Source organism: Microbacterium maritypicum, from assembly GCF_008868125.1.
Taxonomy (GTDB): Bacteria; Actinomycetota; Actinomycetes; order Actinomycetales; family Microbacteriaceae; genus Microbacterium; species Microbacterium maritypicum.
Genome location: NZ_WAAQ01000001.1, coordinates 464,905 through 482,266 on the forward strand (window position 1 = coordinate 464,905; position 17,362 = coordinate 482,266).

Annotated in this window: 22 protein-coding genes; 10 read left to right on the plus strand and 12 right to left on the minus strand. The window is 69.0% G+C overall.

Features of this window, described 5'->3' with window-relative positions:
• The first annotated feature begins 10 nt into the window (after positions 1–10).
• Positions 11–1,099, plus strand: a complete 1,089-nt coding sequence (locus F6W70_RS02250) for an alkene reductase (protein ID WP_151485812.1) — start codon at positions 11–13, stop codon at positions 1,097–1,099.
• Positions 1,100–1,166: 67 nt separating this feature from the next.
• Positions 1,167–1,565 (plus strand): VOC family protein, encoded by a 399-nt coding sequence (locus F6W70_RS02255; protein WP_151485813.1) that lies wholly within the window; start codon positions 1,167–1,169, stop codon positions 1,563–1,565.
• On the opposite strand, the gene F6W70_RS02260 is transcribed toward F6W70_RS02255, so the two are convergent.
• From F6W70_RS02260 to F6W70_RS02275, 4 genes are read right to left on the minus strand one after another with little or no spacing between them, the layout of a single operon-like run.
• Positions 1,541–2,224: a helix-turn-helix domain-containing protein gene (locus F6W70_RS02260; RefSeq protein ID WP_151485814.1), complete on the minus strand. Its 684-nt coding sequence runs from the start codon at positions 2,222–2,224 to the stop codon at positions 1,541–1,543. The genes F6W70_RS02255 and F6W70_RS02260 overlap by 25 nt on opposite strands.
• Positions 2,225–2,268: 44 nt before the next feature.
• The gene (locus tag F6W70_RS02265) at positions 2,269–3,054 is read right to left on the minus strand and encodes a DNA/RNA non-specific endonuclease (protein ID WP_151485815.1); all 786 of its coding nucleotides are present in this window, start codon (positions 3,052–3,054) and stop codon (positions 2,269–2,271) included.
• 38 nt (positions 3,055–3,092) lie between these two features.
• The gene (locus tag F6W70_RS02270; RefSeq protein WP_151485816.1) at positions 3,093–3,800 is read right to left on the minus strand and encodes a cache domain-containing protein; all 708 of its coding nucleotides are present in this window, start codon (positions 3,798–3,800) and stop codon (positions 3,093–3,095) included.
• Positions 3,801–3,837: 37 nt separating this feature from the next.
• Positions 3,838–4,641 carry a FadR/GntR family transcriptional regulator gene (locus tag F6W70_RS02275; RefSeq protein WP_055874353.1) on the minus strand — a complete coding sequence of 268 codons (804 nt, stop codon included), beginning with the start codon at positions 4,639–4,641 and terminating at the stop codon, positions 3,838–3,840.
• Positions 4,642–4,758: 117 nt separating this feature from the next.
• Here F6W70_RS02275 and F6W70_RS02280 point away from each other — a divergent pair, with 117 nt between their 5' ends.
• The 4 genes from F6W70_RS02280 to F6W70_RS02295 all read left to right on the plus strand — a co-directional run bounded on the left by F6W70_RS02280 (position 4,759) and on the right by F6W70_RS02295 (position 8,784).
• Positions 4,759–5,826: an ABC transporter ATP-binding protein gene (locus F6W70_RS02280; protein ID WP_055865853.1), complete on the plus strand. Its 1,068-nt coding sequence runs from the start codon at positions 4,759–4,761 to the stop codon at positions 5,824–5,826.
• A 48-nt stretch (positions 5,827–5,874) separates the two neighbouring features.
• Positions 5,875–7,059: an extracellular solute-binding protein gene (locus F6W70_RS02285; RefSeq protein WP_055865850.1), complete on the plus strand. Its 1,185-nt coding sequence runs from the start codon at positions 5,875–5,877 to the stop codon at positions 7,057–7,059.
• A gap of 77 nt (positions 7,060–7,136) precedes the next feature.
• Positions 7,137–7,964 (plus strand): ABC transporter permease, encoded by an 828-nt coding sequence (locus F6W70_RS02290; RefSeq protein ID WP_017829335.1) that lies wholly within the window; start codon positions 7,137–7,139, stop codon positions 7,962–7,964.
• Between the two features lie 7 nt (positions 7,965–7,971).
• On the plus strand, positions 7,972–8,784 hold the full coding sequence (locus tag F6W70_RS02295) for an ABC transporter permease (protein ID WP_055874351.1): 813 nt from the start codon (positions 7,972–7,974) through the stop codon (positions 8,782–8,784).
• Between the two features lie 14 nt (positions 8,785–8,798).
• Here F6W70_RS02295 and F6W70_RS02300 read toward each other — a convergent pair whose 3' ends face one another.
• Positions 8,799–9,005, minus strand: a complete 207-nt coding sequence (locus tag F6W70_RS02300) for a CDGSH iron-sulfur domain-containing protein (RefSeq protein WP_055865842.1) — start codon at positions 9,003–9,005, stop codon at positions 8,799–8,801.
• Positions 9,002–10,057 carry an iron-containing redox enzyme family protein gene (locus F6W70_RS02305; protein ID WP_151485817.1) on the minus strand — a complete coding sequence of 352 codons (1,056 nt, stop codon included), beginning with the start codon at positions 10,055–10,057 and terminating at the stop codon, positions 9,002–9,004. Before F6W70_RS02305 ends, F6W70_RS02300 begins: the two co-directional genes overlap by 4 nt.
• 154 nt (positions 10,058–10,211) lie before the next feature.
• Between F6W70_RS02305 and F6W70_RS02310 the strand changes: the two genes are divergently transcribed.
• Both F6W70_RS02310 and F6W70_RS02315 read left to right on the plus strand, forming a co-directional pair.
• The gene (locus F6W70_RS02310; protein WP_170287844.1) at positions 10,212–11,105 is read left to right on the plus strand and encodes a helix-turn-helix domain-containing protein; all 894 of its coding nucleotides are present in this window, start codon (positions 10,212–10,214) and stop codon (positions 11,103–11,105) included.
• Between the two features lie 47 nt (positions 11,106–11,152).
• Positions 11,153–12,004, plus strand: a complete 852-nt coding sequence (locus F6W70_RS02315; RefSeq protein WP_151485819.1) for a phytanoyl-CoA dioxygenase family protein — start codon at positions 11,153–11,155, stop codon at positions 12,002–12,004.
• Between the two features lie 13 nt (positions 12,005–12,017).
• On the opposite strand, the gene F6W70_RS02320 is transcribed toward F6W70_RS02315, so the two are convergent.
• Genes F6W70_RS02320 through F6W70_RS02335 form a run of 4 tightly spaced genes read right to left on the minus strand, consistent with a single transcriptional unit; the run spans position 12,018 to position 15,692 of the window.
• Positions 12,018–12,797, minus strand: a complete 780-nt coding sequence (locus F6W70_RS02320; RefSeq protein WP_318278778.1) for an endo alpha-1,4 polygalactosaminidase — start codon at positions 12,795–12,797, stop codon at positions 12,018–12,020.
• A 52-nt stretch (positions 12,798–12,849) separates the two neighbouring features.
• Positions 12,850–14,247, minus strand: a complete 1,398-nt coding sequence (locus F6W70_RS02325; RefSeq protein WP_151485821.1) for an MFS transporter — start codon at positions 14,245–14,247, stop codon at positions 12,850–12,852.
• A 51-nt stretch (positions 14,248–14,298) separates the two neighbouring features.
• Positions 14,299–15,417, minus strand: coding sequence for a carboxylate-amine ligase (locus F6W70_RS02330; RefSeq protein ID WP_151485822.1), 1,119 nt, complete (start codon positions 15,415–15,417; stop codon positions 14,299–14,301).
• Between the two features lie 8 nt (positions 15,418–15,425).
• Positions 15,426–15,692, minus strand: a complete 267-nt coding sequence (locus F6W70_RS02335; protein ID WP_017829326.1) for a DUF7218 family protein — start codon at positions 15,690–15,692, stop codon at positions 15,426–15,428.
• 123 nt (positions 15,693–15,815) lie between these two features.
• Here F6W70_RS02335 and F6W70_RS17755 point away from each other — a divergent pair, with 123 nt between their 5' ends.
• Positions 15,816–15,980, plus strand: a complete 165-nt coding sequence (locus tag F6W70_RS17755; protein ID WP_017829325.1) for a hypothetical protein — start codon at positions 15,816–15,818, stop codon at positions 15,978–15,980.
• 75 nt (positions 15,981–16,055) lie between these two features.
• Here the strand turns inward: F6W70_RS17755 and F6W70_RS02340 are convergent, their stop codons facing one another.
• A complete protein-coding gene (locus F6W70_RS02340) occupies positions 16,056–16,262 on the minus strand; it encodes a CsbD family protein (protein WP_017829324.1) in 207 nt (68 codons plus the stop codon).
• A 236-nt stretch (positions 16,263–16,498) separates the two neighbouring features.
• Between F6W70_RS02340 and F6W70_RS02345 the strand changes: the two genes are divergently transcribed.
• The gene (locus tag F6W70_RS02345) at positions 16,499–16,855 is read left to right on the plus strand and encodes a four-helix bundle copper-binding protein (RefSeq protein WP_167497454.1); all 357 of its coding nucleotides are present in this window, start codon (positions 16,499–16,501) and stop codon (positions 16,853–16,855) included.
• Positions 16,856–16,881: 26 nt separating this feature from the next.
• Here F6W70_RS02345 and F6W70_RS02350 read toward each other — a convergent pair whose 3' ends face one another.
• On the minus strand, positions 16,882–17,229 hold the full coding sequence (locus F6W70_RS02350) for a hypothetical protein (RefSeq protein WP_055865820.1): 348 nt from the start codon (positions 17,227–17,229) through the stop codon (positions 16,882–16,884).
• Positions 17,230–17,362: the final 133 nt, after the last annotated feature.

Sequence of the window (17,362 nt, forward strand, 5' to 3'; positions counted from 1 at the left end):
ACCTCCCTCTGTGAGTCTCTACGAACCGGCCGTCTTCGGCGCCCTGCAGCTGTCCAACCGCGTCGTGATGGCGCCTCTCACCCGCACCCGTGCCGACGACGACGGTGTTCCGACCACCACCATGGCGGAGTACTACCGCCAGCGTGCCGGGCAGGGACTCATCATCTCCGAGGGCACGTGGCCGGCGGTCGAGGGCAAGTCGTATCCCGGACAGCCGGGCATCGTGACACCCGCGCAGATCGAGGGGTGGAAGCCGATCACCGCGGCGGTCCACGATGCGGGCGGAACGATCGTCATGCAGCTCATGCACGGCGGCCGTGTGGGCCACCCCGCGATCTCGGGGGAGCCGCGGGTCGTCGCACCCAGCGCGCTCGCCGCGCCCGGACAGACGCGCACGCCCGAGGGCAAGGCAGACCTCCCCGTCGCACACGCGCTCACCCTCGACGAGATCCCCGAGGTGATCGAGCAGTTCGCCCAGGCGGCGCGCAACGCGATCGCGGCCGGGTTCGACGGCGTCGAGGTGCACGGTGCGAACGGCTATCTCGTGCACGAGTTCCTGTCTCCGGTGTCGAACATCCGTGATGACCGCTACGGCGGGTCGCCCGAGAACCGCGCCCGCTTCGCGATCGAGGTCACCGCGGCCGTCGCCGCGGCCGTCGGCGCCGACCGCACCGGCATCCGTCTCTCGCCGCAGCACAACATCCAGGGCGTGCTGGAGGAGGACGACGCGGATGTCCTCGCCACCTACACCGCCGTCGCCGAAGGGCTCGCGTCGCTCGGTCTCGCCTTCATCGACGTGCTCAACGCGCACCCTGCCGGTGAGCTCGTGCAGCACATCCGCCGTACAGGCGGCGCGCCTCTGATCGTCAACACCGGTTTCGCGACCGAAACCACCAAGGATGAGGCCGAGGCCCTCGTCGCCGACGGATGGGCGGATGCCGTCGCCGTCGGCCGACCCGTGATCGCCAACCCCGACCTGGTCGAGCGTTGGATCCAGGGGGCGGAGCTCAACGAGCCGCGGCCAGAGCTGTTCTACGGCCGGACGGCGGAGGGATACAGCGACTACCCGTCGCTGGAGTCGGTGCGCGCCGGAGTCTGAGGTCGCGCAGGACAGCGTGGCCGTTCTGTTCACGACCGCGTCCGTGAACCGGTCGTAGCGTGGGGGCATGACATTGAAACTCGGCTTCATCGGCATCGTGACCCACGACATGGCGGCCTCCCTCGCCTTCTACCGCGCCCTGGGCGTCGACATCGCGCAGGGCCAGGACGACGCTGCGCACGTAGACGCGAAGCTCGATGACGGCGTGACCCTCGCCTGGGACACGATCGAGACGATCCGTGGTTTCGACCCCGGCTTCGTGCCGGCGACCGGTGGGCATCGCATCGCCCTCGCCTTCGACAAGGGGACGGCGGCGGAGGTCGATGCCGCGTTCGCCGCTCTCGTGAGCGCCGGATACACGGCGCACGTCGAGCCCTGGGACGCGCACTGGGGTCAGCGCTACGCGACGCTTCTCGATCCCGACGGGAACTCGGTCGACCTCTATGCGGAGCTCGCCACGAACTGACCGGGACTGACACCGACCAGCCGTCGGAACTCGCGCGAGAGATGCGGCTGGTCGGCGAAACCGGCCTCGGCGGCGGCTGCGACGAGGGGTGCTCCTCGTCGCAGCAGCGCCTGTGCGCGGCGGGAGCGCTCGAGGCGCACGAGCGTGGCGTATCCGTAGCCGAAGGTCGAGAGCATCCGCCTCCGGAAGGAGCGCTCCGAGGTCCCGTATCCCGCGGCGGCACGGCCGGCCGGCTCGGCAGCCGCTGCCGAGCGGTGCACGGCGGCGGACCAGCGGCTCGATTCCGAGGCCTGCACTGCGAGTGAGGACAGCGCGCCCGTGGAGTGCGCGCCGTCGGCGAACGGCGCCATCGCCGCACGCAGGCGCTCGGCACGCCCGTGGGAGGTGAGGTCTTCGAGAGGGACGAGCTGGTCGGCGATCTCCTCGAGGTCGAGGCCGAGCAGGTGGCCGGCGCGCCCAGGGGGCAACCGGAACCCGAACGAGTCGCCAGCCCCATCGCCACCCGCCGTGATCCACCGCGTGGAGGGACCGGCCACCGAGACGCGACCGTCACGCAGTATCAGGTCCACGCAGCCGTCTGCAGGGATGGGGCCCCCACCCGCGCTGCCACGGGAGCGCCACAGCGCTGATCCGTGGGGAAGGCGTGTCTCGGAGTACATCACGTCATTGTCTCAGGCGTGGTCTCAGGGGTGGGTGACCGGCATCAGAGCACGATGTCGCCCGCCGAGTCGAGGGCCCGCCATGCGGTCTCGCGGGCGCCCGGCCGCATGAGCACGTCGGCCGTGATCATCGCGGCGAGGTCGATGCCGGTCAGCGCCGCGATGTCGGCGATCGGCACCTGGAACGTGCGGAAGCCGCCGAGCGGCGCGACGTCGAGCGTCCCCTCCCGTGTGTCGACCAGGGCGGACTGATCGAGCACGAAGCCGGCTGCGGCAAGGCCGTCGTGGCCGTGCCAGGCCGCGATCTTCCAGAACCGGAGCGGCACGCGGATGCCGCGGTAGCTCGGATCGTTCTCGGCGAGGACCGGGGCGGTGAACACCGACACGCGCTGCTCGGTGGTCTCGGCGTAGGCGAGCACGTGGTCTTCTAGGCCGAGCCAGAGCTGCTTCGACTGGTTGAAGCCGGCGGCCTGCGGTGCGGCGTTGGGATAGAAGAACGTCGCCTCGCTCGCCGCGCGCGCGGTCGCGACCGCTCCCCACCCCGGGTCGCGTCGACGCACGAGGTGCCCGCGATCGAGGTCGTTGCGGGCGTACACCTCGGGCCCCGCCTGCTCATCGGGCGGAAGGCGCTCGTCGAGTCGCCAGTCGCCGGTGCGCGGCAGGTTCTGCAGCGTGGAGCCGTCGATGTTCACGGCCGTCACCGCGGCGAGCCGCCGCTCGGGGTCGAGCAGCACCGTGAACCGGGGATACGGGAGTGTGCGCACGGTCTGGGCGGGGAGAGGGAGGGGGAGTCGCGTGCCGAGGAAGTCCACGTCGTAGCCGTCGGTCATGATCCCATCGTGCACGGTGCCTCCGACGCCTGCACCTGTCAGCGCGGATCGACGATGACGTCGAGGGCCACGCCAGCGCACGCCACGCGCGGCAGGTCGGCGAGTCCGCTGCCGCGGACCGAGTCGCCGGTTGCCCAGCGCGGATCGGTCGAGACCACGACGCGGCCGACGCCGTTGGTCAGGGTGACCTCGCACCCCAGGGCGGCGAAGCGGTGCGTCAGATCCTGTTCGACGCACGACACGAGCAGGTCGAGGCCGGCGACGCCGATGCGACGGCCGTCGACCTCGGCGGGGACGGCGATCGTGATCGTGTACTCGTCGCTGCAGAGGTAGTCGACGTAGGGTCCGGCGACGTGCGGTTCGCCGGTGGCCATCGGCACGCGGAACCACTCCAGGGCGCTGTAGTCGATGTTCTCCTTGTTCAGCGACTGCGAGGCGAGCACGAGCTGCCGGCGGTCCTCACCCTGCCACCACGCGAGATGGCTGTGGGCATCGGAGAGGAGGTCGATCGCGGCGATGAAGCCCGCGCCGTAGACCGGGACGCCGGGGAGGTCGAGTGTCCTCAACGCATGCGGTTCCACGAGCGCGTCGATCCTCGAGCGCGTGAGCGGCCCGGCTGCCCTGGCGTCGAAGACCTCCGCGGCGAACGGGTCCACCCAGTCGAGCAGGGTGCGCACGGGCGCCGTGAAGTAGTCCTCCACGATCGCGGCTGCTGCCTGGATGGCGGTGTCGGTTGCTGTGTTCATCGCGTCCTCCTGTGCACGTCGATGCTGGTCCTCTGATCTACCCGGTCGCTGCCTGGAGCCGGATCAGCGCGTCGATGGTCTCGGCGGCCATGAGCTCGGTCCTCGCCCCGGCGGCATCGGGATCCCCGGCCTCCACGGCGTCGATGACGGCGGCCAGGTGGGCTCCCTGGCGCCGAAGGTTCTCTGTCTCGTGCGCGACGAGACGCAGGAAGGGCGAGAGCTCTGCCTGCAGCTTCATCTGCTCGCGGGTGAGGCGCGCCGACTGGCTCAACGCGACGATCTCGATCTGCACGTCGTCGAGCAGACGGCGCTGCGCTTCCGGGTCGAGCTCCTCGATCCGCTCCAGCCGGCGACGCACCCGCTGCGTCTCGCTGGGGTCGGCGCGTCGCGCCGCGAGGCGCACGCAGGCTCCGGTGATGGCGGCGTAGTGGGCGCCGAGGTCGCGCAGGGCCAGGCGCGATGTGCGGCGCACGGCCTCTCTGGCGAAGGTGAGGGGATCGGCGTGCGCGGCGACGAAGCTGCCCCCGTTGCGCCCACGGCGGGTGACGACCAGGCCGCGTCCGCGGAGAGCCAGGAGTGCTTCGCGCACGGTCACCGGAGCGACGCCGAGACTCTTGCTGAGATCGGCTTCCGACGGGAGGCGCTCGCCGGCGCGGAGGTGTCCGCGGGTGATGGCGTCGACGAGGCGGCGCTCGACGAGCTCCGCCCGTCCCTCATCGCCGATGGGCTGGAACAGCGCGCCCTGAAGACGGTGCGGCTGCTCGTGCTCGGGTTCGTGCTCGAGTTCCAGGGAGCGCTCAGCGGAGGCGTGCGTCGGGTGCGTCGTCGAGCTCGATGCCATCCTGCGATTCTCCCTTCCGTGATCACGATACCCAAGAAGTTCCTGTTGACATATTACCTCTGGGTTTATATGTTTTGGTGAATCTTCCCCGTTCGACGACGATCCGAGGAGCGCAAGATGATCGCCACGGCCCCCGCAGCACCCGCAGCCCCCGAGGCCACCCGCCCGGACGGGACGGTGACACTGAGCAGCGTCACGAAATCCTTCGGCGAGTTCACCGCCGTCCGCGACCTCGACCTCGAGGTCGCCTCGGGGGAGTTCCTGTCGATGCTCGGGCCCTCGGGCTCGGGCAAGACGACGGTGCTGCGCATGATCGCCGGCTTCGAGGACGTCACCGGTGGCAGCATCCGCCTCTCCGGCGTGGACGTGACACGCACGCCGCCGCACGCACGTCCGGTGAACACGGTGTTCCAGGACTACGCACTCTTCCCGCACCTGACCATCGCCGACAACGTCGGCTACGGTCTCCGCGTCCGCGGTGAGGGGAAAGCCGCCCGCGCCGCCCGGGTGCAGACCTCGCTGGAGCAGGTGCGACTCGACCACGTGGCCGATCGCCTGCCGCACCAGCTCTCCGGCGGCCAGCGTCAACGCATAGCCCTGGCCCGCGCGCTCATCCTGCGTCCGCAGGTGCTGCTGCTCGACGAGCCGCTCGGCGCGCTCGACAAGCAGCTCCGCGAGCAGATGCAGATCGAGCTCAAGCAGATCCAGCGCGAGGTCGGCATCACCTTCATCTTCGTCACCCACGACCAGGAGGAGGCGCTCACACTGAGCGACCGGGTCGCGGTGTTCAACGGCGGTCGGATCGAGCAGATCGGCACCGCGCGCGACGTCTACGAGCGCCCGCAGACCGAGTTCGTCGCGCGCTTCCTCGGGCTCTCGAACCTCATCGGCGGAGACCTCGCCGAGCGCCTCACCGGCGACCGCCGAACCATGAGCGTGCGTCCGGAGCGGATGCGGCTGATCGATCGTGAGGGCACGCTCGCCGCGGGCGAGGTCGCTCTCGACGGGACGATCAGCGAAATCGTCTACACCGGCCCGGCCACCCGCTACCTGGTCGCGACCGATGCCGGGATCGACCTGATCGCCGAACGCCCCAACACCCGACACGGTGCCGATGACGATCTCGCTCGAGGACACCACGTCCGTGCCGCTTGGTCTCCCGGCCACGCGGCACGGCTTCCCTGAAACACCGCAACATCCCCACCCCCAGCACTGATCACAAAGGAGCGATCCATGCGTAAGAAGATCCTGGCCACCACGGCGATGGCGGCCGTCGCCGTCCTCGCCCTCTCCGGCTGCGCCACCGGAGGCGAGACGGCATCCGAGGGCTCCGGCGAACTCCAGATCGACGTTCCCGACATCGCCATGCAGGAGGAACTCGGCGACTACGAGGGCGAGGTGAACATCGTCGCCTGGAGCGGATTCGTCGAGCCGGCGTGGAGCGACGCGTTCACCGCCGAGACCGGATGCGTGGTGAACCGCCGCGTCGCCGGAACCAGCGATGAGATGGTGCAGCTCATGCGCACCGGCGACTACGACCTGGTCTCCGCCTCGGGCGACGCGAGTCTGCGCCTGATCGCGGGCGGCGACGTGCAGCCGCTCAACCTCGAGCTCATCCCGAACTTCGGCGACGACATCGTCGAGGGCATGAAGGGCCAGATCTACGACACCATCAACGGCAAGTCGTACGGCATCCCGATCGGCCGCGGCGCGAACATCCTGCAGTACAACAGCGACGTCGTCACCGAGGAGCCCACCAGTTGGGATGTCGCATGGGAGAAGGACAGCCCCTACGCGGGTAAGGTCATCGCCTACGATGCCCCGATCTACATCGCCGACGCCGCGGTGTACCTCATGGCGCACGAGCCCGACCTCGGCATCACGAACCCGTACGCGCTCGACGAGAAGCAGCTGAAGGCCGCCGTCGAGCTGCTCAAGCAGCAGAACGAGATCGTGTCGGAGTACTGGTCCGACCCCGCCGCGCAGATCACGTCGTTCGCGGGCGGCACCACGGTGCTCGGCACCTCATGGGAGGTGCTGCGCAAGCTCACGGAGGACGACAGGTTCAAGAGCGTGCTGCCCGAGGAGGGCTCGACCGGCTGGTCGGACGCCTGGATGCTGGCCGCCGAGTCGAAGAGCCCGAACTGCGCGTACGCATGGATGGACTACTCGTCCTCGCCGGAGGTGAACGGCGCGATCGCGATGAACTTCGGCATGGCCCCGGCCAACGCCGCGTTCTGCGACACCAGCGAGGAGGCGAAGGCGCACTGCGACTACTTCAACGCCACGGATGAGGAGTACTTCAAGAAGGTCTGGTTCTGGACGACGCCGATCGAGCAGTGCATCGACGGCCGCACCGACGTCACCTGCACCAACTTCCAGCAGTGGACGGACGCCTGGCTCTCGGTCAAGGGCTGAGCCGCATCGAGGGGGTGGGTCCTGCCGACCCGCCCCCTCACCCTCCCGCATCTTCCGCAACCACGAACGGGATCGACATGAAGCGCCGCCTCCGGATCGCCGGGCTCCTGGCCCTTCCGATGACCTGGCTCATCGGGATCTACATCTTCTCGCTGGTCATGCTCCTCGTGACCGCCTTCTGGATCACCGACCCCTTCACCTCCAAGGTGAAGCCGGGGTTCACGCTGCGCAACTTCGAGCAGCTCTTCGTCAACCCCGCCTATCTGTCGACGTCGATGCGCACGCTGGGCATCGCCCTCGCCGTGACGGTGCTCGCCATCCTCATCTCGGTGCCCCTCGGCATCTTCATGGCCAAGGTCGCGTCGCCGTGGCTGCGGGCGCTGTTGGCCGTGTCGATCACCCTGCCGCTGTGGGCCGGGTACCTGGTGAAGGTCCTCGCGATGCGGATCACGTTCACCGAGCAGGGGTTCGCGAACTGGCTGCTGGCGCCGTTCGGTCTCTCCGGACCGGGTTTCAGCGTGCTCACTGTCGTGCTCACCCTGACCTACCTGTGGCTGCCGTACATGGCCGTGCCGGTGTACACCGCGATCCGCCAGGTGCCGCCGAACCTCTTCGACGCTTCCGCCGACCTCGGTGCCGGGTCATGGCGAACGATCGCATCGGTGGTGCTGCCGATCATCAAGCCGGCCCTCATCGCCGGCTCCGTCTTCACGTTCTCCCTGAGCCTCGGGGACTATCTGGTCGCCCGGTTCGTCGGCGGAGACACCCAGATGATCGGCAGCGTGATCGCATCGAACATCAACCTGAACCCCCCGCTGGCGGCCGCGTACTCGCTGGTACCCATCGCGTTCGTCGTCATCTACCTGGTGAGCGTGCAGCGCACCGGCGCACTGGAAAGGATGTGAGTCGCGCATGCTGAGACTGTCCCGCACCTCCAAGATCGTCCTCGGGGTCATCGTCGCGATCGTCCTCGCGTTCATGTACATCCCGCTCGCGCTGGTCGTGCTCAACTCCTTCAACTCCGCGCGTATCGTCAGCTGGCCGGTGAGCGGGTTCTCCCTCGAATGGTGGGGCAAGGCGTTCACGAGCGAGCCTGTGCGCGCCGCGCTCCTGAACTCGGTACTCGTCGCATCCGGGGCGACCGTGATCGCCGTCATCCTCGGCACCCTCGTGGCGTTCGCGCTGCAGCGGTACTCGTTCTTCGGACAGCGCGCCGTGAACCTCCTGGTGGTGCTGCCGATCGCTCTCCCCGGCATCGTCACCGGCGTCGCCCTGAACAACACCTACAACCAGCTGCTGGAGCCGATCGGCATCCAGGTCGGCTTCTACGGCATGATCATCGCGCACGGCACCTTCTGCATCGTCATGGTCTTCAACAACGTGCTCGCGCGGCTTCGGCGGATGAACCCGAGCATCGAGGAGGCCTCGCAGGACCTCGGTGCGAGTCCGTGGCAGACCTTCCGGCTCGTCACGCTCCCGCAGTTCCGCAGTGCGCTGATCGCGGGGGCCATCCTCGCCTTCGCGCTCAGCTTCGACGAGGTCTACGTCACGATCTTCACCGCCCCGCCGGGCGTCGACACCCTGCCTCTGTGGATCATGAACCAGATGGCCAGGCCCAACGAGGCGAACGTGGTCAACGTGGTCGCGACGGTCGTCATCGTCGCCTCCTTCCTCCCGGTGTGGATCTCGCAACGGCTGGGGAAGGAGGTCGACGAGCGCGACTGACGCAGGGACACCGCTCAGTCGTCGGTGCGGAAGCCTGTCGCCTTGTGGGTGCCGTCGCAGAACGGCTTGAGGGCGGAGAGTCCGCATCGGCACAGGGCCACCGTGCGGCGGTGGGGTGCGATCGGCTCGCCCTCGGTCGTCTGCAGCTCCACGTCGCCGCGCACGAGCAACGGGCCGTCGGGGTACGGCGTGATCGTCGGGCGGTCGTGGCCGGCGCTCATGACGGCATCCGCGTGCGAAGCGAGGAAGTGCCCGTGGACCAGGCGTCCAGGATGTGCGCGCCTCCCCATCCGTCGACGGTCAGGCACGCGGCGGCACCGAACATGATGTCGGGCAGCAGCTCGGGGTGATCCTCGGCGAGGCTGCCGGCGAGGTCTCGCGCGGCGATCTGCTCGTGCACCGCGTCGGCTTCGACGTGCTCGTCGAAGTAGTCCGAGACGTCGGAGCCGAAGCCCAGACGACGCAGGCCGTCGGCATACAGACGGCACGGGATCGACGAGGTCATCTCGTAGGCGGCGAGGTGGCCGACGATCGAACCCACCAGGCGGCGGTTGAGGCCGAACATCGACATCATGTTGAGGGAGGCGAGAGTGACGGCGGGCAGGTCGTCGACATACGCACCGTAGGTGTCATCGAGACCTGCCGCCCGCATGGCGCGCGCGAAGAGCGCAGCGTGCACACGGTGCGGACGGCCACCGCCGTATTCGTCGGACTGGATCTCGACGAGCGCGGCCTTGGCGCGTCCGTCCAGTCGGGGGATAGCCCAGGAGTGCGGGTCCGCCTCGCGCAGCGTGTATGCCGAGCGCTGGATGAGCATCTCCTGCGCCTGCGTCGCGGTGGCCTTCTTGACGAAGTACCGGGAAAGGCTCGGCCCCGTGTCGGCCTCCGCGAGAGCGAAGAGCGACCGACCGACGGCATCGACGGTCGGCTCCGGCAGGCTCGGCATCGGCACGCCGGCACGCAGTTCGCGCTCGAACGCCGCCTCGAGGATGCGCCGGGTGGTCACAAGCGCGGGGTCCCATTCCAGATCGGGGTCGAGCTGCGGGAGTGACCCGTACGCGGAGGCGTAGAGCACGAACAGTGCCAGCTGGATGTCGTCGTCGCGGGCGATGTCGGCGCTCGCCGCGACGGCCTCCTCGGCGAGTGCCGCGTGGCCGGATCCCTCGCCGGAACCGGTGAGGTGCGCGATCACGGCGCGGCTCAGCGCCCCTCTGTCGGAGAACGCGAGAGGCGGGGTGGATGCCGGGGTGGATGCCGGGGCGGATGAGGTCATGTGTCGGGGTTCCCAATCGATGCGCACATCCGTATCCTGCGGGCGAGGAGCAGATCCGGCCAGGGACTTGACGGGCCGCGCCGCGCGGGGCATGCGCGCGGGTACCCGTCTCGGCGTCGGAGTCGGCGGCGGGCGCGGGGATAGGCTGACGTCGATGACGCAGCCGTCCTCCTGGTCCCACTACGCCGCACCGCGACATGCGATGCGGCGACTGCTGATCTCGTGCCACGGTGCGGGGGAGCAGTCGGGCCCGCAGCCGCCGTTTCGTCGACGGTCGCTTCCGACCCGCGGCCTGGTCTACATCTCCGAGGGGCACGGGGAATACGAGGAGTACGAACCGCACGGCCGGAAGGTGCCGGTCCTGGGGCCGGCGGTGATCTGGCTGACCCCCGGAACGCTCCACGGGTACGGCTCCGACGCCCGGGGATGGTCCGAGCACTGGGTGCTGTTCGAGGGCGAGTCGTTCGCGGCGTTCGAGGCGAGCGGACTGGGAGGACACCATCGCCCGGTGCAGGCGCTCGCGCGTCCGGTGGACGACGCGGACGAGATCTTCGATCAGCTGCGAGAGGCCGTGGGTGCGGTGGGTCCGCGAGCGGAGATCGCCGCCTCCGTCGCGACCCAGCGGCTTTTGCTCGCCATCCTCGAGGCCGCCGATCCGGTGGAGGGGACGACGGACGGCGCGAGCGTCATCGACCTCGTCAGCCGCGACGCCACCCGCACCCTGTCGGTCGCCGCGCGCGCCGCCGCGGTCGGGCTCTCCACCCGCGAGCTGGGGGTGCTCGTGCGGGCCGCGACCGGGCTCACCGTGAACGACTTCGTCATCGAGGTGCGCATCGCGCGGGCGCAGTCGCTCCTGGCGGAGACGGCTCTCGATGTCGGTCAGATCGCCGCGCAGGTCGGCTACGACGACGCTGCCTACTTCTCCCGCATCTTCCACCGCCGCACAGGAGCTGCGCCCTCGGCGTTCCGGCGACAGCAAGCCCGAGAACATATTGACGAGAATCGTCCAAGTCGTGCCGAGAGCGTCCCGGAAAATCCAATTATCTGACGAGAAAGTCCATGGACGGAAGTCCAGGTCTCCCTGATCCTGGAATCATGTTCACCTCCAACGGATACACGCTCGACGACTCGCCGTCTCGGCTCGGGTGGATCGAGCCCGTGCCGGACGCCATCCGCACCGACAAGCAGGCGCTGTGGAGCCGCCTGCGCAGGGACGGCTACCTGTTCCTGCCGCAGCAGCTCGATCCGCAGCTCGTCACCGCGTTCCGCGAGCACTACTTCACCGCGATGGCGGACACCGGGATCGTGGAGCCGGGCTCCGATCCCGCCGTCGGCGTCGGAGCGCAGGGAGCGATCGACAGGGCGAAGATCCGCGCGGTCCTGTTCGACGACATCGTTCCCGGTGAGCGGTACGCGGCGCTGACCGCACACCCCGACATCCGCGGATGGTTCGAGTGGTTCCTCGGCGACGACGTGCATCTGCACCGGCGCAAGATCATCCGCCACGTCCGTCCCGGCGAGTCGGGGATCGGCACGGCCACGCAGGCCCACTACGACCTCGTCTATCTGCGCGAGGGCAGCGAGCGCGTGCTCTCGATGTGGATCCCCCTGGGAGACTGCCCCGCCGAGCAGGGCGGCCTCACCTACCTCGAAGGCAGTCATCACTGGGCGCTCGCCGAAGAACGCGCGCGCGGCGACAGGCGCCCGGCCGCATCGATCACGGCCGACCTCCCCGCGCTCGCCGACGCGCGCGACGCCCGCTGGCTGATGGCGGACTATCGCGCGGGCGACGTGATGGTGCACTCCTCCTACATCGTGCACGCCAGCACCGACAACGTCGATCCGCAGGGGCGCATCCGCCTCTCCACCGACATCCGCTATCAGCGGGCGTCCGAGCCGATCGACTGGCGCTGGCAGGAGCACTGGCACGAGGATGACGGTCTGTGAGGAGAAGTGCCGCTCAGTCGCAGGTCTCGAACGCGTAGGCGTCGTCGTCGGGAGTGACGAGGTCACGGTCGCGGAGCACCATGGAATCCGGAGAGCTGTCGTCGGCGCACATCTCGGCGAAGGGGCGCGGAAGCTCGTCGGTGTACTCGATGTCGATCACATGGTCGGCGTAGACCGCGGTGTAGGCGCCGCACTCTTCATAGGCCGCGCACTCCTCGGTGACCGCGAAGTCGAAACCGGCCCGCTCGTGGAGCAGCGCCGCATCCTCTGCGGCGTTCTTCTGGCCGGCGGCGAGCCCCACGGCGTGCGCGGCATCGACGAGCAGCGCGGCCAGGGCCAGGTTGTCATCGAGCGAGAGGGAACCACCCGACCGCGAGTACGAGTCGAGATTGTCGAACTCGACCGCGTCGAAGCCGGCATCCGCGCAGCCCTCGATCCAGGGGATCACCGTGTCGGCGATCTTCTCCCGGTGCGCCGCACTCGAGGTGTCGATGAGTGCCTCATCGGGCCAATCCGGATCGAAGACGACCTCGCCGTCGCGCTGCAGCAGCAGCTCGCGGGGCCAGGCATCGAGTTCACCGGGCTGCGTCTGGAAGCCGTTGACGTAGCAGATCGAGTACACGCCGGGTGCGGGCTCCGCGCCCCGGTCGCGCCCCACGATGCCGACCTCTGGCGAAGGGTCGTAGGCGCCACCGAGCTGGTAGTCGGGCACGGCGCCCGAGGGCGGGAGGGCGATGGCGGGCGACGGAAGGATCGTCGATGCTGCGGAACACGCCGTGAGGACGAGCGCCACGACGCCGATCAGGACCGCGCGCCCCCACGCGCGAGTCTTCGATTCGACACGGTCAATGCGGGGCAGGATCGGTCGCCGCCGCGTCGACCGGCGCCGGCGCGGCCGGATTGCGACGGATGCCGATCCACGAGACCACGCCGCCGATCACGAGCAGCATCGCCGTGAACCACGCGGCGTTGTGGAAGCCGTCGAGGTCGAGCGTGCCGCCGACGATGGTCGACAGCATGGCCACGACGAGCAGACCGGCGACGCGGGAGACGGCGTTGTTCACGGCCGAGGCGATGCCCGAGTGGTTCTCATCGATCGCCCCCAGGATCGCGGCCGTCAGCGGGGCGACCGTGAGGGAGAGTCCGAGACCCATCACGATCATGGCCGGCAGCACCTGCCACCAGTAGTCGAAGTCGGTGGAGACGAGAAGCAGCATCAGGGCGCCGACGGCCATGAGCAGCGGCCCGACCGTCATGAAGATACGCGGTCCCCATCGGCCCGCCCACTGACCCGCGCGCGAGCTGACGAGGATCATCAGGATCGTCATGGGGAGGCTCGCCAGGCCCGCGGCGGTCGCGCTGAGCCCCGCGCCCTGCTGCAGGTAGACGCCGACCACGAAGCCGTTGAGCGACAGCGCGGCGTACACGAAGAACGTGGCGAGGTTGCCCCAGCCGAAGTCGCGCACGCGGAACAGCCACAGCGGCATGAGGGGCGACGCTGAGCGCTGCTGGCGCCACAGGAACAGCGCGAACAGGGCGGCGCCGGCCACCGCGGGGATCCAGATCGCGGGCGACTGCCATCCCAGGTTCGGCTGCTCGATGAGCGCGAAGACCACGGCGCCGAGACCGATCGCGCACAGCGCCCCGCTCCACCAGTCGACGGTGATGCCGCGGGGATGCTCGGGCAGACGCAGGCGGGAGAGCAGCAGGAGCGTGATCCCGATCGGGATGACGTTGATGAGGAACACGAATCGCCAGGAGAGGTAGTCGACGAAGAGCCCGCCCAGCAGCGGACCGACCAGTTGCGCACCGGTGGTGAAGGCGGTCCAGACTCCGATGGCCCGCGACTGCACGTCGGCGCGCATCGTGGCGGTGATCAGGGCGAGCGAGCTGGGCACCAGCAGCGCCCCCGCGGCTCCCTGGGCGGCGCGGGCGATGATCAGTGTGAGCGGATCGAACGCTGCGGCGACCGCGATGGAGGCGACGCCGAAGGCGATCAGTCCGATCCGCATCACGAGCACACGGCCGTAGGCGTCCGACACCGAACCGGCGAGCAGGATCAGAGCGCTCAGAGTGATGAGATACGCGTCGACGACCCACTGCTGGGTGGTGATGCCGCCGCCGAGCTCACGACTGATCGCGGGTAGCGCGACGTTCACGACCGTGCCGTCGAGGAAGGTCACGAATGACGCGAGCACCGCGATGGAGATGACGAGCCGCTGGAGCGGAGCGAAGGATGCCACAGGCCGACACTACCCCCGGCAGCCGACGTCGGGGCGGTTTGGCCAGGTCGGTCAGGGGTTCGGCGCGGTCACGCGCGGAGCTGCCGGCGGGGAGGCGGGGAACGGGGCCGGTGTCCCCGCGCGCAGGAGCTCGGCGAGTGCGGGCGCTCCACCGTCGTGGACGGCGCGGCGTTGCCGGTCGGCGCCGGTGCCGAGTGTGCGCAGGCGCTCGAAACCCTCCCACACTCGATCCTCGTCGCCGAGTTCGCGGAGGGCGGGGGCGATCGATGCCCGCATCCGGTCGGCCACGGTCCAGGCATCCTCGATCTCGCCCGTCGTCGGATCGATCAGGCGCGCACCCATGCCTCTGCGGGCCGCCGTCCACAGCGAGGCGTCGATGCCGTCCACTCCGATGTCGGCGAGGGGCTGATCGTCGGTGAGCACGATCGCTCGGGAGAGGAGAGCAGCGAACACCGCGTCCTCGGCCGTCAGCTGCGCATCGAAGACCCGCACCTCGACGGTGGGGTAGCGCTCCGAGATCCGTGCCGACCACGACAGCGATGCCGCATCGGCGAGGGCTCCGACGTCGACGAGGCGCTGTACACCTGCCCGGTACTCGTCGTAGTCGCGGAACCGCGGCGGCGCCCAAGACGAGGGCAGGCGACGGATCAGGATGCTGCGCCAGCTGGCGAAGGAGGAATCCCGTCCGTTCACGAAGGGGCTGTTGCCGGTGAGCGCCAGCAGCACGGGGAGCCAGCCGCGCACGCGATCGAGCGCGCGGACCCTGTCCTCGTCATCGGTGACCTCGACGTGCACGTGCAGCCCGTTGACCTCGTGATCGCGTGTGAGGTGTCCGAGCTGCTCGGCCACCTCGTCGTAGTGGGGCGAGGGCGACACGGTGGAGGAGCGGGTCGTCGCGAACGGCGTGCCGGTACCGGCGGCGATCGCGTGCTGCTCCCGGGCATGCCAGCCGATGAGCCCGCGCAGGTGCCTCAGCTGCGCCTCGGCATCCATCGCACTCGCGACCGGCTCGGTCAGGCACTCGATCTGCGAGGTCAGATACTCCGTGGTGACCTCTCCGCCCGTGCGGAGGCGCGTGATGCGCTCGCGAGTGCCGGAGGCGAGGGCCACGGGCACCAGCGAATGCTCATCGAGGAAGAGGAACTCCTCCTCGATGCCGAAGCGCGGCATCGGCGGCCTCAGTGATTCCTGAGCGCGGAGATCAACTCGGACTTCCGCTTGCCGCTGTAGCCGGTCAGCCCCAGCTCCTTCGCGCGCGCACGCAGCTGGGGAACGGTCCAGTCCTCATAGTCGCCGTGCTCGCCGCCGCGACGCCCCACGGCGCTGCGCCCCTCCTTCGCCGCGGCATTCGAGATGCGCGCAGCCTTCTCTTTGGAGGCCCCGTCTTTCCTGAGCTCTTCGTACAGCTCGGGATCCTTCAGCGCGTTGTCGCGTCTTCCTGGCATGTTCCCATCTCCTTCGCGCACTCGGAGGGCGGAAGTCAACCCCCTCGGACAGAACTCCCACCGCGGCTAACGTGGGGGCACCACAGTCGGGCGTTCGCGCCTGCCGAAAGAAGGGAAAGACCGATGAACATCCTCCTGATCATCGTCATCGTCATCGCAGTGATTCTTGCGATCACCGGAGGACTGGTGCAGTCGCTCCAGTTCCTCCTGTGGGTCGGGCTCGTCCTCCTCGCGATCGCCGTGATCGCCTGGTTGATCCGAGCGATCAGCGGCAGCCGCAAGGTCTGACGACACCACACGTCTGACCCATCGAGGTGAGGCCCGCCCTTCGGCGGACCTCACCTCTTCGGTGTGTGGGGCGTCTTACTTCTCGAACGCGTCCCGGACGCTGTCGCCGGCCTTGCCCGCGGCGTCCTTCACGTTCTCGCCGGCCTGCTTGGCGGAGGCCTTGACCTGATCCGCCTTGCCCTCGGCTTCGAGCTTCTCGTTGTCGGTGAGCTTTCCGACGCCTTCCTTGACCTTTCCGGCGGCCTTCTCGGCGGCGTTCTTGATGTCGTCTGCGGCACTCATGTGCGGCTCCTCTCGTAGGCGGATCGATTGCCTCCGACACTCTCACTCCTTCGGAGAAGCGGCCACGGGATTGACAATCCGCCCGGGCCGTGACAACGTTCGGTCGCCATCGACTCACGCCTCGCGAAGGACTAGCCTGGCGCCAGGCGGGTGGTCCTGCCCGCGGACCTCGACCAAGGAAGCGGTGTGCGATGGACTCGATGATGATGGGCGCCATGTCGAAGAGCATGGAGTCGATGCCCGACATGCAGATGATGGACATGTCCGTCATGCAGGCGTGCATGGATGCGTGCGCCGCATGCGAACAGGCCTGCACGGTGTGCTCGACGCAGATGATGGACTGCTCTCCCGCCTGCATGAACTGCGCCGACATGGCAGGCACCATGATGCGGTCGATGATGCGGATGCAGGGGATGACCCCGGCGTCGATGATGGCGATGCTCAACGCCTGCATCGCGATGTGCAAGACGTGCATGGACGCGTGTGCGCGGCATGCCGACGAGAGCGACGTGTGTCGGATGTGCGCTCAGGCGTGCCAGGCCTGCATGGACGCCTGCTCGGCCATGAAGGACATGCTGATGGCGAGCGCCTGAACCGGAGGCGGGCTCAGGAAGAACGATCAGACGGCGGCGACGTTGAACTGCGTGCCGCCGACGGCGAGCACTCCGTAGCGCGCGTGCAGCGCGACGGGGGTGCCGGGGGCGGCCTCGAGGGCGGCACCGGAACCGTTCCACAGCGCATGTGCTTCGCCCTCGAGCGTGCGCACCACGAGGTCACCGGAGCTGGCGTCGGCGGACTCGACGAGGGCGTCGATCCACCCGGCGGGCGTCGCCGAGGCGATGCGTGCCTGGATGAGGTGCAGAGCATGGCCGGGGGCGAAGGAGGAGCACCGGCCGCCGTGGCTGCACATGCACGCCGCACGCTCACGCACCGGGAGGGGCGAAAGGCGGTTCAGCGGCGTGGACACGGTGGTCTCCTTCTGGTCGGACGTTCCGGAAAGACTAAGACGCCCTTCGCGTGGTGCCCAGGCGGGCCGACATGGAGTGAAACAAACGGGTGTAGGCTCGCCGGGTGCTGTCGTCGATGAGCGCCCTCGGGGC